This window comes from Furfurilactobacillus milii (assembly GCF_021654115.1).
Classification (GTDB): domain Bacteria; phylum Bacillota; class Bacilli; order Lactobacillales; family Lactobacillaceae; genus Furfurilactobacillus; species Furfurilactobacillus milii.
Genome location: NZ_JAIWJF010000012.1, coordinates 21,985 through 37,062 on the forward strand (window position 1 = coordinate 21,985; position 15,078 = coordinate 37,062).

Annotated in this window: 9 protein-coding genes; 3 read left to right on the forward strand and 6 right to left on the reverse strand. The window is 42.9% G+C overall.

Features of this window, described 5'->3' with window-relative positions:
- Positions 1 to 496 precede the first annotated feature (496 nt).
- Positions 497 to 1,057 (reverse strand): TetR/AcrR family transcriptional regulator, encoded by a 561-nt coding sequence (locus LDK34_RS11845; RefSeq protein ID WP_178942002.1) that lies wholly within the window; start codon positions 1,055 to 1,057, stop codon positions 497 to 499.
- Between the two features lie 162 nt (positions 1,058 to 1,219).
- Between LDK34_RS11845 and LDK34_RS11850 the strand changes: the two genes are divergently transcribed.
- A complete protein-coding gene (locus tag LDK34_RS11850; RefSeq protein WP_250161453.1) occupies positions 1,220 to 2,404 on the forward strand; it encodes an NADH-dependent flavin oxidoreductase in 1,185 nt (394 codons plus the stop codon).
- A 160-nt stretch (positions 2,405 to 2,564) separates the two neighbouring features.
- Here LDK34_RS11850 and LDK34_RS11855 read toward each other — a convergent pair whose 3' ends face one another.
- From LDK34_RS11855 to LDK34_RS11875, 5 genes are all read right to left on the reverse strand, one after another.
- A complete protein-coding gene (locus tag LDK34_RS11855; protein ID WP_178942000.1) occupies positions 2,565 to 4,469 on the reverse strand; it encodes a Cna B-type domain-containing protein in 1,905 nt (634 codons plus the stop codon).
- Positions 4,470 to 4,948: 479 nt separating this feature from the next.
- Complete coding sequence (locus tag LDK34_RS11860) at positions 4,949 to 5,821, reverse strand: alpha/beta hydrolase (RefSeq protein WP_236941863.1); 873 nt, start codon at positions 5,819 to 5,821, stop codon at positions 4,949 to 4,951.
- Positions 5,822 to 5,962: 141 nt separating this feature from the next.
- Positions 5,963 to 6,787: a peptide-methionine (S)-S-oxide reductase MsrA gene (gene msrA, locus LDK34_RS11865; protein ID WP_236941864.1), complete on the reverse strand. Its 825-nt coding sequence runs from the start codon at positions 6,785 to 6,787 to the stop codon at positions 5,963 to 5,965.
- A 170-nt stretch (positions 6,788 to 6,957) separates the two neighbouring features.
- Positions 6,958 to 11,697 (reverse strand): MucBP domain-containing protein, encoded by a 4,740-nt coding sequence (locus LDK34_RS11870; protein ID WP_236941865.1) that lies wholly within the window; start codon positions 11,695 to 11,697, stop codon positions 6,958 to 6,960.
- A gap of 6 nt (positions 11,698 to 11,703) precedes the next feature.
- Entirely contained in the window at positions 11,704 to 12,288 is a 585-nt protein-coding gene (locus LDK34_RS11875; protein ID WP_236941866.1) for a KxYKxGKxW signal peptide domain-containing protein, read from the reverse strand.
- Positions 12,289 to 13,693: 1,405 nt separating this feature from the next.
- On the opposite strand from LDK34_RS11875, the gene LDK34_RS11880 reads away from it, so the two are divergent.
- On the forward strand, positions 13,694 to 14,371 hold the full coding sequence (locus LDK34_RS11880; protein WP_236941867.1) for a hypothetical protein: 678 nt from the start codon (positions 13,694 to 13,696) through the stop codon (positions 14,369 to 14,371).
- Positions 14,364 to 14,990 (forward strand): hypothetical protein, encoded by a 627-nt coding sequence (locus tag LDK34_RS11885; protein ID WP_236941868.1) that lies wholly within the window; start codon positions 14,364 to 14,366, stop codon positions 14,988 to 14,990. Before LDK34_RS11880 ends, LDK34_RS11885 begins: the two co-directional genes overlap by 8 nt.
- Positions 14,991 to 15,078: the final 88 nt, after the last annotated feature.

Consider the following 15,078-nt stretch of genomic DNA (forward strand, 5'->3'; position numbering starts at 1 on the left):
TATAATTATGTTCTTAATGTCGCTACGTCAGGAAGAGACGCCATTTCATGGGACCGGTCTCAACCCGCAAAAAACACGGTTTTCTACCTTGATTCCAAGCCCATAAACCGGTCTTGGAAGTCATCCCGCACGCCTAAGTGGCCTAACCCGCCACAAAGGAGTGCCGGCACGAAACTCTGTCTCTTCCTGACTTCACTAGTTTCAGAACCGGATTCTACGAGTCGCATTTGACATCAATTCGATGATGAGTCAGTGCCTTCGTGCAATTGGTATGGATTTTCTACAGTAGCTGGAGGGCGACGGCATTGAAACCAAGGCGTGACGGTGTTGTTAGGCTGGTGGGTTCCAGCCTTACAACACGGACGGTCGGCAGGACTCGGGGCTTCACGAGGCCTGGCGGCGAGGTGAAAGACTCCGGTTTCTAGGAGGCTCGAACCGGTCCCACGCCGGTGTTTCAATGCCGTCAACCGCAAGCAGCAGTGCAAATCACAATCTACTAAGCATACTCGGGTTCAATGGTAATTTCATCGCAAGTGGCATCCAAGATGACTTGTGGAATCAAACTGGTTAACTCGTGGACAACCTCATCGATCGGCGTGCTCATATCGGAGGATAGCCACCGACGCGTATAAGCCACGATCCCATCCGCATAGAATTGTACCGCATGCTTTTCTACAGCTGAAAGTTCCGTTTGATGACCATACTTTATGATTGCTTCGCTAAATTGACGGACAAGATGACAATTAAAATAAGTGCAAAACGAATTCTGCCCTGTTGTTTTAAAAGCAGATTTGAAGAAACTGGCATTATCGGCCAGAAACTCAAACTGTTTGCGCATGATGCCATGCCAATTACTGAGGCGACAATTTAAAAACATTCGGTTCATCGTATCTGCAAAATAAGAATTGATAACATCATACTTGTCGGTAAAATATTTATAGAAAGAACCACGACTGACGCCTGAAGCAGTTAAAATATCATCAACGGTTAAGTCATTGATCGGTTTATTTTGCATAAACTCATATACTGAATTAAATATTTGCCGCCGAATTTCCATAATCTTTCAGTCTCCTCACATAAGAATAAACAAAAGCTGTGTTTTATTCATTTTTGAACATTATCATTAATTTGTTCACTACATCCCCGTCAGAATGGTGCTACACTGACTTTTAGTAAGCATCTATTAACGCTAATCTTATCACACATCTTTCAGGAGGTTATGATCATGTCGTACCAATTTTTAAAGCCTTATACTTTTAGATCTGGTGTTACCGTTAAAAACCGGATTGCAATTCCACCAATGACTGAAGGCATGTCGCTAGAGAACGGCGAAGTCTCAACAGATGAGCTAAACTATTTCAATATTCATACGGGCGGGGCCGGCATGTTTATTACCCCTGTCGCTAACGTCAATGCGTTGGGCAAAGGATTCGAAGGTGAATTATCCGTTGCCGATGATAAGTTTATTCCTGGTCTTGCCAAGCTAGCGGCCACAATTAAGCAAAACGGTACAAAAGCAATTTTACAAATTTTCAGTGCGGGACGAATGACCAACTCGCGCATTCTACGCGGCCATCAACCCGTTTCTGCTAGTGCAGTTGCAGCATTAAGGCCGCACGCAGAGACACCACGGGCGCTATCCGAAGACGAAATTGAACAAACGATTACGGATTTTGGTGCTGCGACTAAACGGGCTATTTTAGCTGGCTTTGACGGTGTCGAACTTCACGGTGCCAACACGTATCTACTCCAACAATTCTTTTCACCACACAGTAACCGTCGCGAAGACCAATGGGGTGGTTCACTAGAAAATCGGATGAGGTTCCCAGTTCGAGTTATCGAAGTTGCTCAACAGGCCATCGCAGATACTGCTACCTCACCCTTTCTTCTTGGATACCGTTTGTCACCGGAAGAAATCGAGGAACCAGGTATCCGAATTGAAGACACGTTGAAATTTGTTAGCAAACTCAATGACATGAAATTGGATTACCTGCACATCTCCATGGGTAACGTTTGGCGGCCATCGTTGAACAATCACGATGACAAAGAACCTTTAATCACTAAAATTCAGCGTGTCTCGTCAAATACACCACTGATCTCGGTCGGCAATGTAAATACGCCTGCTGACGCTGAAAAAGTGATCGAAGCCGGCATTACGTTTGCTGCGATTGGTCGTGAAAGCATTCGGGAACCCCACTGGGTTCAAAAAGTTGAGGCCGGCACGGAACAATCCATTCGTTACAGTCTGTCATTGGCCGATTTAGAAGAATTAGGTATCAAAACACCCTTCTTTGAATTCTTAAAGAAGACGAACGATGCTGGTGCTGATCAAAAGTTCGACGTTAACGACTCCCAAACAAAGGCTGTCGACACAGACAAAATTGATGTCGCCTTTAGAAAGTAAACGTCAACAATAAAAAGGCTAAAAGGCGTTGCTTAATCATAAAAAAGCAGATTTAAAAAATTCAGTTCTAAAAGCCCCCAAGGTTAGATAAAATCCAACCTTGGGGGCTTTCTTCGAAAAAATAAACAATTTTTTTGTTATTTAAGCATCTTCTTGCTTGTTAATTTCGTTTTTTGTGGACATGCTTCAGCTCAAACGCACAAAGAACGCTGACTGCAATTAACAGGGCGAGTCCAATCAATGTGATTGGACTTGTCAGTATCTGCCCAGTTCTTGGAAGAAACTTATCTTTTTTGTCAGCCGTTGCTTGCCGTTGAGAATGCACTGCTGTTTGGGGGGTCGTTTCTGAGTGTTGTGTCTGGTTAGGCACACTCAAAGTTCGAGGCAAAGATGGTGTTACTGGGATATTTGGTGTCACTGATGTATTAGGCGTTGTTGGCGTACTTGGCGTCACCGGTGTATTCGGTGTCGTTGGTGTGCTTGGCGTCACCGGTGTATTCGGTGTCGTTGGCGTACTTGGCGTCACCGGTGTATTTGGTGTCGTTGGCGTACTTGGCGTCACCGGTGTATTTGGTGTCACCGGCGTACTTGGCGTCAAGGTGTTCACAAAGTCTGTCCCATTAAGCGTGCTGGTATACCCGGCAACTGATTCCTCTTTTAGTGAATATTCAAATTTATTCCCTAGTGCATCTGTCGTCGGTAAATTGGTGAACGCATATGCCCACTTGCTAGCCTCAGAAACCTGACGTGTATCAACTTTTGTTCCATTTCGGTAAAGGTCAACGACAACCTGTGTTGGCCGTTTCCCGTCACTATTATTGTTATCTACCCATTTTTTTGTGCCGGTAATTTCCGTTTCACTTATTTTGCTGTCCTTCGCGCTAACAAGTCCTGTTGAATTGGTCCCGCCAACGACGACATCGATAGGCGTCTTATTCAACAAGTAGCCAGTTGGTGCCGTTGTTTCAATAAACTGATAGTGACCATTTTTTAGATTATTGACCGTTAATTTCCCATTAGCATCAGTCGTCGTGTCCGCACTAATCGTATTTCCTGAAGCGTCAACCAATTTGAAGTGAGCCCCTGGTAACACAGCATTCGTCGTTTGATCAGTCTTAACAAGACTAGCCGATCCAGTGTAACCATTAACGGTTCCGCCTGAGCCCCACTGTACTTGACCACTACTAGTTGCATTATCTCCCGGGCCATCTGAGGTGCTGGAACTAACACTGTTTGTCCACGAATTTCCAGCTGACTGATCGACATTAGTTACTTGCACCCTATAAGTCATATTGATGGTCTGATCAATATCCCCAAACGAAAACGAAATGTGTGATCCGTCAACGGCCACCGTTGGGGTTGCAGTTCCCGTTGAGACAAAAGTGCCCTTACTATCATAGCTACCTGTGTTAGCAACAACCGAACCATCCACAAAAGTCTGGCCAGCTCCTAATCCATCCGAAAGGACTAAATTATGTAGGCTCGTTTTATTGGGATTAACTGCTACATTCCAAGTCAACGTTGTTGGTTCATGGTTGCTGTTCAAACTACCGTTATTGATCCAGCCAATCTTGTTGATAAACCATGTAGATGTGGGGTTATTGCTTGTTTGAGTACCGTTAGCCGTTAAGTAAATAGTACCCTTTCTGTCGTATAACATTGAGGCCATCTTGGCAGAAAACGTAATTGTACCTGTGCTTGAGCCAGCACTGATTTTTCCTTGCCCAACAACAGTATTTTTGGCATCCGTCAAATCAAACGTTTGGTCCACACTGGTGGCTACAGTACTAGGCAACGTGAATGTTGCTGTATCTCCCTCACTAATTGAAGTCCCGTCGGCTACCTTCCAATTGTAGGCAACCTTATACCCTGTATATTTATCCAATTTAGTGTCTGAACTGACGACGTTACCCGAAGTGTCCGTAATAACCGCATCACTAGCCTGCAATCCAGAAACGGTTACAGTAGCTGCATCAGCGGTCTTCAAACCAATCACGTGTCCAAGTCCGCTCATAAATATTAATGCAAAGGCCATTACCATTAAAAGTTGTTTGATAGTTTTCATTTCACAAGTTCCCTCTTTTTTAAAATCGCGCTCAGCGTTCTGCTCAAAGCCATTAATTCAAAATTAGAATAATCTCTTTTTTAATCGGTGAATCCACACAACTCTGTTCATGCCATGTTTCATATCCGATTTAATGCACTCAGGCCAACATCACACTCGGCTAATATCCGCCAGTCAATTGAACAGTTTTTCTGTCAGTTGTGCACTATTTTGAACAAAAATAGTCAAGGGCGCTTCCTATTACCCTATTTTACTCCAACGTTGACCTAAATATATGTAGATATTAATTTTTAAGTACCTATTCTATTTTTCCAGACGATTAAAACGATTATTCGTATTGGTTTTTCTAAATCATTCGCATTTTTCAATATTAACAACTTCTACCCGTCCGCCTTTTATAGAGAGTAAATCGTCTTTTTATAGGATGTATGTGATATCAAAAAAGACCTGCCAGCCTGGCAAGTCTTTTGTCTTGATGTTTACTTGGCCCACAAGAAATCGGCTAACATGCGGTCGACCTGAGCATTATTATGCAATAACGTGTGTTTAGCCCGTGTCCCGGTTATCTTTTGTTCACGGTATGACTTAGCTCGGTCAGCAATCAGATACCTCAGTGACAACGATGAAACATTGGGCACCGTGCCATCCGTTTGACCACCAATATCACCGTAGATATTTAATACATCCACCTGGTGCTTAGGAAATGTCTGACGCAGCTTGGTCATCTGCCGGTAAGTTGCGTTCATCTTGTTTGGTTTGCCATTCTTGTTCAGCTTTAGCCCTGCAGGTTGCCGAATGGATGCTGGCACACGTTTGAAATTCAATCCTGCGAAGTGACCGGCCATGTCGACCTGCTTTTGCAATTTGGGCAAACGTTTATCCTGACCATATTCCAATATATAGTAGATTAACGAAATATTGCCAAGTGAATGACCGACCATGTTGAATTTAGTAATGTGATATTTCTTCTGTAAGGCAACGACAACATTTTTAGCCCATTGACCATGCTTGTAAAAATCAAGTTGCCGATTATTGGCGTAATTCACTTCCACGATTGGATTAACCGCTTGTTTGCCAATGGTGCCGTCCAAACGGACATGACCCGTTCTTGAGACAAACGCACGAATAATCGTGTTGGTTGCGCCTTCCCGTTTAGCAACACTCGTCATATGTTCCTCAGAGTGGTAATTACTGCCACCGCCGTGAAAGAAGAGCGTTGGCACTGACGACTGCACGTATTTTGCTTTTGCCTCGGCTACCCGATGTGCTTGAAAAATGCCACCACCGATGACGGAAACAAAAACTAACGCTAGTAAAGTCCAAAAGCCACGATCAATTATTTTTTGTTTCATTATGAACCTCCCCTGCCAAGATGAACCCTCGCTGACTAATTACAACCATCCGTCTTCATAATTAGCTCAGTATTCAATCTCAATGATTACTAGACCAGTATACTGGGTTAGAGTAGGCCTAAGGCAAGAAGAAGCACTAATTTATTTGATTCGGCGAGTAAGTTTAACTTTAACCTTTTGAAACCAGAGGAACTGACGACGACTACGTTCCATTGCTCGATAATGCTTAGGCTGCTTTTTATAAAATTCTTGATGATAATTTTCTGCCGGCCAAAACGGCTGAGCATCACGAATCGCGACGACAATCGGTTTCGAATACCGGCCTGACTCGACAACATCCAGTTTGGATGCTTCGGCGAGGTCACGCTGTTGTTTGTTATGAACGAAAATAATTGGCCTGTAAGAATCACCACGGTCATTAATCTGACCGTTATCATCAGTTGGATCAATAATCTGCCAGTAGATTTTTAATAAATCCGCATAACTCATCTTGTTTGGATCAAACACAATTTCAACGGCTTCGACATGGCCCGTCGTTTGCGAGGTGACCTGATCATATGTCGGCGAATCCACATGACCACCGGTGTAACCCGATAAAACAGAGATAACCCCAGGACGCAGTTCAAACGGTTCAACCGTGCACCAAAAACAGCCACCAGCGAAAATGGCATGATCATACCGTGAATCCGTCAAAGCCGCCTGATGCCGAGCATAATCATACTGCTGCGACTGTTCGTCGTTTGACGTTATGGACTGATAGAAGTCGGTTACTGCTGGCGTTAAGTTGTTGCGGACAGCCAGTGGCCGCAAACTGTGCTCAAGTTCGGCAAAGACCTTAGCCGATGTTTGACCAGCGGCCAGTTGTTCTTTGGCTTTCACTAATTGCTGCCGTTCCCAATCGCGGGTACCCGGCTCTAACAACAGGTTATAAAAGGTACTCAAATCTTTTTCAGTAATGGCTCTCACGATATCATCTCCCTTCGAGTCGATGAATTATTCTGACTGTCATTATCACCGCATTGCAGAAAAATAGCATATCATTTGCTCATACGCGTTATTATTATCAATCAAAAAAGCGCTAACCACTCGACTGTATCTCTATACAATCAAATGATTAACGCTTATTTATTGTTGCTTTAAATACTACTATCTTGATTATCATCGGCGTTGTGGCGACGTTTGCGCCAGCCAAATAAATCTAGCAAACCAAACAGCATTGATAATAGACCTAGTCCCAAAGCTTGTAACCATGACTGCTGCCCCTCATTTGTGTGAGGCAAAAGGTTCTGGTTAGCCGCTGAGTTAGCTGCAACCCTTGACGTCGTGGCCGTTGCAGCAGTCTGTGTATCAGAACCGGCCACTGTTTGAGCAGTTGACAGTGTTTGATTCTTTGCCAAAGTCGACGCAGATGTTGCCGCAGCCGCTGTATCATCAGAATCCTTTACCAAACGCAATGTCTGTGGTGACACATCATTCAATAACAACCATGCGCTTTGACCAGGAGCAAGATGGTAACCTGCTGGAATCAAATCACCAATGTACACCCATGTGCCCGTGTAACCACTGACCTCATGGACGGCAATGATGTGACCATCAACGTCCATCAAAACTAATCTAATAGGATCCCAGTTTGGCTCATCAACAGTTGTTCGTGTCGATTGTGAACCGCCAGTGACCGGCACTGCATTTGACTGCAATGGTGTTGGATCACCCGTCATTTGACGGACGATCGGCGTCCCGGCTTCGTTAGCTGGCGTTTCATTAGTCGGCCGATTTCCCGTTGGTGTCACAACTGGAATAACAGGTGATGTGCTAACCGGCGCCACTGGCACCACACGCGGTGGCACAGTTTCAGTGGTCTGACTGCCCTGATTGGGTGTTGATAGCATACTCGTTGTCGACGCTTGCAATGGCAGATTACCCGCATCACTTGGGGTAGCAGATGCCTGCGATGGCGTTACCGACATACCACTGGTTGGCGTTGACGTTTGTGAAGTAACTACAGAAGTTCCTGTCGGGGCACCACTTGCCGGCGTCGAAGCCGTTGATGTCGACGGACCACTTGTTGGCGTCTCACTTGTCGCAACCTTCTGATAGACATAGGTGACATCAACACTATTGGCCGTATTTGTACGATCATACTGGCCGCTTGCATTGGCAGGTGTTGCCACTAACGTATAACCACTAATCGTTACCGACTGTGTCGCATAAGTACCACCATAAGTTAATGTTTGTGAAACCGGTGTGGCAATAACATTGCTATTATTATCCACATAATGCGTCGTCACAGTTTGATCCTTAGCATATATGAAGTGAATATCGCTCGGATCAAGACCAACGGTGCCCTTAACGGTCGCATCACTAACAAGTGTATAACCCGCAATTGCTGGTGCTGTGAAACTATAGCTGACTCCATAGTAAGCATTCGCAAGTTGAATAGTGTTAACCGGTGTTTGACTAAACAGATCATTTCCCTGTAAGTCAGTGTAGGTGACCTTAAATGATTCAGGATCAGCATTGTAATAGTACACAACCTGATTTTTTGCTGAGTCTGTCGACAAATCTGACCAGCTGCCGTTTGCAGGACCGGCCACACTCGTTGCGCTTACGTAATAACCGGTTATATTCACTGGACCCGTCGTATACTGACTGTCATATTCAACAGTTGTGACTGTCGGTGCCGCCATTGTTAATAGCTCTTGCTTATCGCCATCGGTGACACGACGCACATAGGACACATTGACGTAACGATTGCCGGTATCATCGTACAGGAAAGTCATCGTCTGTGGACGATCCGTCAGTGTCGTAGTCGTTTGGGCTGGCGTTCCAACCAACGTATAGTTTGAAAAAGCAGCAGTCTGAGCCGTTACAGTGTCGCCATAGTGACCAGTCAGTTGCGTTGTGCCTAATACTTTTGTCGTGCCATTAACCACGTAATTTACTGTAACCGGTTGGCCATCCTCACGGTCATACGTATACGTTACAGTCTGTGGTGTTAACGAATACGTACCCGTAGCATTAGCCGGAGTTACCTGATTCCAAACGTAACCGGTTAACGCGTCTGCCGATGTCGAGTATGCCTGACCATATTTGCCGGCAGGAAGTGTCCGCGTAGAAATAACCGTTCCGTCAGTTAAAACGTCATTAACCGTTATAGTCGCCGCATCCTCTGGTTGATAGTAGAAATTAACAGCTGACGTATCATTCGTAAAGTTAACGACTTGGGTATTTGACAGTGCCGTGTACCCGGCAATTGCAACAGAATCCGCAGTTTGGCTTGTACCATAATCACCCGTTAAAGTGGTTGACGGTGCCAGCGCGTTAGCCGTATTAACCAAATAATAGTTAACGGTCGTTGTTTCGGTCTTTGGCAGATAGGTAAACGTCACTGTTTGACCGGCATCTGTATAACTACCTGTAGTACTTGTTGAACCTTCTAAAGTGTATCCGTCAAACGTTTTGGCAACAGTCGTAAAGGTATCACCGACAGTGCCCGTTAACGTTTGCGCACTAGCTAATTCAGTGTTGGTCTTACCATTAACGTAGCGCACAACAACACTGCCACTCTTTGGCACAACCTTATCATACACAAGGGTGATGGCAGGCGTGCCGTTCGCATCATACGTACCTGTTAATGACCCAGATGTGACCTTGGCAAACGTATAACCGTCGAGACTGAGGATTTTGTTCTGGGCATCATACGCCGTCCCTGTTGCACCGGTTAAACTACCGTCGCTTGCCAAAGACTTACCATTTTCATCGACATAATGAATTGTCACTGATTGTGAATTGGCCGTGTACATCAAAGTAACGGCTGATGTCGTCGCCTTACCTGTAGCGTCAACCGTGTACGTTCCTGTCAAAGAACCAGTGGTAACTGCTGAGAATGTATAACCGGGAATCGTGAGTTGATCATCACTGACGTCGTATGAATCACCAGCAGCACCCGTCACCGCATTGTCTGTGTGAATCGTTTTGCCGTTGTTGTCGACATAGTGCACTGACAATGTTTGACTGTCACCTTGGTACTGCAGGACAATACTTTTCGCAGTAGGCTTACCAGCATTATCAACACTAAATGTGCCTTTAAGGTCCCCTTGTTGAACTTTAACAAAGTGATAACCAGGAATGCTAATCTCTTTATTAGTCGCATCATAACTAGTGTTGGTCTTGCCGGTCACTGTGTCGGTGGTGTGAATTGGATGACCATTTTGATCAACATAGCTGACCGTTACGCTTTGACTATTCGCTTTGTAATGAAGCGTAACCGTTTGACCACCAGAACTCAGTTTGCCTGACAGTAACGACGCATCATCAGCATCCAGAGTATAACCCGGGATAGTTGGTTCATAATCACTGACATTGTATGTGTCATCCTGTAAACCAGAAATCGTTTTGCTGGCTGCCAATGTCTTTGAAGAATCATCTTCGTCTACATAATTTACCGTTAATGACGCGGCCGTTTTCACCGGTGTAGATACTTTTTTATAGTGGAAGGTCACCGTGTTGGTTGCCCAAGAACTTTGATCATAGGTAACAGTCACAGAGCCATCGCTGTTAACGACATCCTGACTGCTGATTGAGACAGTCGGCGTACCAGTCACTTCGTACCCGTCAATCGCTACTGGCGACACTGTTTTAGTACTACCATCTGTCGTATTGTTAACGGCCCATGACATGCTTTGATGAATCTGGTTCCCATTTTCGTCTACATATTTGGTGGTGAAGCTGTTTAGTGCGGCCTCGCCAAACGTTTTAACAGCAATATTTCCGGACGTTGAAATGGAACCGTCTGTATAAAATGTCGCGTTAGGTGCCAGAATATTCCCTGTCAGAGCAGCATTATGGGTAACTAAACTAACGACATCTGGCATATTCCAGGTGACGTTTGCAGCTGTTGTGGCATCAGTTTTACCATTTATTTTGATCGTTGTGTTGTTGATATTAACAGAACCACCGATAACGTTAATGATCACCTTGGCTGTGCCACCTGCACTATTAGTGACGTTCGTAATATTAATGGCCCCATTGCCAAATGATGCGCCTGGAAAATCCGAACTATTTAGAACAAAAACATCTTCATCAGCACCATTGACGCCTTGTAGAGTCAGATTAGGGTTTGATTGTGTAGGAACAATCACCTCAGCCCCTGCTGTCTGTTGTAATGCACTCAGTGCGTTAGATTCATTCTGCAGATAAGCCTTAGCATCTGTGAAGAACGTAGTCGTGTCAATTTTAAAGATTCTATGCTTTTCCCATTGATTGCTCCACACAGTTGCATCATTGTTGACATAAAGTTTACCGTCAAAATTTGAATTGATTAATTCTACGGTATTTCCGCCAACTATGACCTGTGGCAAATTGTCATCCGACGATGTGCTATTAGCTGACGACTGATACAAAATTAAATTTCCACCAGCGGCAATTCGATAGTTCGAACTGATATTTTGAGCGGTCAAACTGTCAAATGTGAAAATCGTAAAATGTTTAGTTACACCTAAAACACCGTCAGAAGCATTCGCAGTTTCTGAATAACTGCCTGCCAAGTCATAAACTGGCGACACACCATCGCTAGGCACAAATCCAAATATGCCAACCGTCGTCCCCTGTTTAAGCAATTTCGTCCAAGTGTCATACTGAATTTCAGCACCAACACCCTCCTGATAGCCTTCAATACCACCTATGGCGTCCATCCGAACGATTTCCTGAGCCGTCCCAGTCGCTTGGTAAGCACTGGTTGCTACAGATTTGGCTGTTGCAACATCGCTATCAGTGGCAGTGTTCGATAAGGATGTTACCGTAACGTCACTGTCGACAGTTGACGATGTGACCTGACTTTCGTTGGTTGCTAAAACTGTGTCATTAACACTAGCCACGTTGCTTTAAATTTCAGTGCTGGCCTGACTGACCGTTGATTGTGCGGGTGATGCACCTGTTGACTCATTCGTCTGCTCACTTGTTGCTGACTGAGAAGCCGTACTAGAAACACTTTTTTGAGCGACCGAAACCGCACTAGAGGCAGCCGACTCACTATGTTTTTGTGATGCAACACTGGTCTGAGATTGCTCACTATTGTTTGTACTACCTGTACTAGATGCTTGTTGGCCTGATTCACTGGTCGAATTTTCACTATTTGTTTTATTTGATGCTACTGACGTACTAGTCGATGTAGCCATTGATTGATTTTGCGTAGCACTCGACGCCGAACTACTAACTGCTGAATTTTGATCAACACTGGTCGTAGCGTCGCTTGTATCGCCGTTTGACGTCTGTGCCGAATTTGATGCCGTCGAACCGACAGCAGTCGTTTGAACGGTTGATGTCGTATTGTTGCTATCAGCATTAGCGACCGTTGTCAGTGTCATGCCGGTAGCAAACGTAATTACGGCGACGCCAGCAAACACCCAGCGCTTTCCCGCTTTGTACATTCGATAATGTAACTTTCGATTTTGATACAATTCAGGCATAACTCTCCTTTTACTTCTCTCGCTTAATGCTGATTGATATTAAAAAACATTTCTGCTCAAAATTAATCCAAATAAATAATTAAGTTGCAAAAAAGTTAAATAACTCTACTCAATTGATTGTTTTAACACCTTTGCTTACAAAATGAAAGTGCTACACTAGCTTCTTTAAATAGTTTGCAAAAGATTTAATTATTGCGCATTTTCGCTACTATGTTAATTTATCGGTCAATTATTTCGGTTTAAAAAATGTTTATAACGAGTTGTATCAGACGGATAATAAGTGAACCTTAAAGCATCCGTGTTTCAATAAATTTAATTCGGCAGATGGTCATTTAGGATCATTGTCATTTCAAGGAAAATAAAAAAAGCTTCAATTTTCGTTTCGTCACAAATTAAATGTGAGTAACAAAAACTGAAACTTTTTCGACTACTAAGACAAACGTTTGTCTTGGTGCTTTATGCAACTAAAGGTGCTAAGTAAGGACTAGATAAGATAAACATTTTATCGTCTCAGATGACAAATACGGTGAAATAAGCAAAAGGGAGTGAACTATTTACTGACCTATAAATTAGAGCATTGCGATGAATGTAGTTTATATCGACGATTGTTAAAAAGCGAAATCATAAGAAAGGCAAGTCTAATTCGGTAGGTGGCATAAATGCTCGCAATTTGTTCAAACTATAAACAGCTTAAAATCTTCATTGAAAATTAGCAGTTAAATTTATTAATACGTAATGTACACCTTCACTAGTAAATATCTTCTTGTGACTACACAAACAGTGTCTTTAAAGATCCTTTCGCCTGATTATTAGGATTCTATTGAGCATCTTTGGTCAAACAGGAACTGCCCTCGCCAAGTAATTGAAATGCACTATCCACCTCAACACAGTGAGCGTAAAGTTTACACATCTACACAAAACTGTTGTTTTTAAGAATATTATCTTTACATCATCTCCTGTTCAGCAGAAGTTAATGGCAATCATTTTTTACGTTAAATCACACTAGTAGATTCCGCCAAATGCATCTTAATGTCACTCAAAGCTATACAGGTTGGTTTTAAGATTTCCAGACGAGTCAACGCCTTCAAGTACATACGAGCTAAAGGAGCTCTACATTTTTATTATTAGTGCACCCTTCAACGTCACTTTGAACCGTTTGAAGACTGCCATAATAAAAGCACGATGTCTCACTCAGGCTGATTGATGCCAAAAGCTGTGAAACTGAGTAAAAATATAGTCGTTGAGACACAGGGACATAGTCAATTCAAAACCTTGTGCCTGCTATTCATAAGGAATTTTCTTCAATCTTAAAATCATTTCAAAAGAAACAAAATTGATAAAATCGAAAGCGTTTTCTTTTAAATGATGTATATTATAAATAGTCAAAACACTAGGGGGAACTGTAATGAACGAAAGTAAAGATGTACTAATTATAACAAAAAAGGCAAATATGCCATTAGCTAATAAATTAAGTGTTGAGTTAATTTCAATGGGCTATAGGTCCTTAATATGGAACGAGGAACAATTTCAAAAATCATCAGCAACTGCTGTTCCACAAAGAACTATTTATTTAGAAAACTCAAAGCCAGAGAAAAACATGAGAGACGCTTTAAACACAGTTTTTCAAGCGTCTGGCTTGACAATCAAAATACAAGGTCCCGATGCAATAATTGATGTAGATCAGAACAATGTAAATATTAATAATGTTTCTGAAATTGAGTCTTGGTATCCGAAAGAGTCTTTAAAAGCAATTCACTCGTTTAATGAACATGACAATTCACTTCATAAGGCATTAGGAAAGACGGGTAAATCGGCAGCTGTTCTAACGGCCGCGATTGGATTAGGAGCTAGTTTTGCTGGTCCCTTAGGGGGCATACTTGGCGCAAGTACAGGCAATTCTTTGATAGGCAAACTCACGAAAAAAGATCTAATAGATGATGCTGATGTTGCCTTAGTTTACCTATTTGTAAATTTTTATGCCAAAGATTTTATGAGCACCTCTACTGATTCTCCAATCACGTATAAAACCACAGAAGAAATACGTCATCTTCTAGATAAGCAAAAGGAAGCTTCAAATGACTAAATTCAACACTGCTGAGTCCCAAAATTCAGATTTTCAAAAAAAAGTGATTGCAGAAACTTCTTCCACATTTGGCAGCAGTCAGAGTATATCGTATGTTGACACAATTCAGTCAGAAATTGACAATACAACAAACTTCATTCTAAAACTAGGAGCTTCTAAAAAGAGAGCCAATATACTAGGTGGAGACGAAGCCGAAGCTTTTATGTCCGGGTCTTTTAACATTCAATCGGCCTTACAAGGAAAACTAAAATCAACTTACGCAGATGCTCCCAGAGTTAATGGCCTAGGCACCTCTGATATTGACGTTCATTTAAAAAATGGGCGGATTATTTCTAATCAACTAAAGTATGGAAAAAATTCAAATAAAAGTGTCAATATGCAACGCACGACTTATCAAGGGCACTACAAAAGTGCGCATGGCACTCTTGATGGATTTTCAGATTGGTTTAATAAAAACAAAAGACCAGGCTCCAGTCCGGACAGTATGATTTATGATGATGACATGCAGAGAATAATTCCTTCAGACCAACTTGAAAGTGGAAAAAATTTTATCTCAAAGAAAATCCTCAATTGTCAAATAAAGTGCAACACTAAGAATCTATTCTTAGAAGTGGTCTAGTTGCTAAGCTAGTTCAGGCATTAGATCGGCTGGGCAGCGATAGTTCAATGACCGCCGTAGCCGGTTGTTTAAGGTATCTTGAGCCAGC

Excerpts from the sequence above, each read along its gene's own strand:
- LDK34_RS11845 (WP_178942002.1), bottom strand. The coding sequence starts at position 1,057 with ATGGAAATTCGGCGGCAAATATTTAATTCAGTATATGAGTTTATGCAA.
- LDK34_RS11855 (WP_178942000.1), bottom strand. The coding sequence starts at position 4,469 with ATGAAAACTATCAAACAACTTTTAATGGTAATGGCCTTTGCATTAATA.
- LDK34_RS11880 (WP_236941867.1), top strand. The coding sequence starts at position 13,694 with ATGAACGAAAGTAAAGATGTACTAATTATAACAAAAAAGGCAAATATG.
- LDK34_RS11850 (WP_250161453.1), top strand. The coding sequence starts at position 1,220 with ATGATCATGTCGTACCAATTTTTAAAGCCTTATACTTTTAGATCTGGT.
- LDK34_RS11875 (WP_236941866.1), bottom strand. The coding sequence starts at position 12,288 with ATGCCTGAATTGTATCAAAATCGAAAGTTACATTATCGAATGTACAAA.
- LDK34_RS11860 (WP_236941863.1), bottom strand. The coding sequence starts at position 5,821 with ATGAAACAAAAAATAATTGATCGTGGCTTTTGGACTTTACTAGCGTTA.
- LDK34_RS11885 (WP_236941868.1), top strand. The coding sequence starts at position 14,364 with ATGACTAAATTCAACACTGCTGAGTCCCAAAATTCAGATTTTCAAAAA.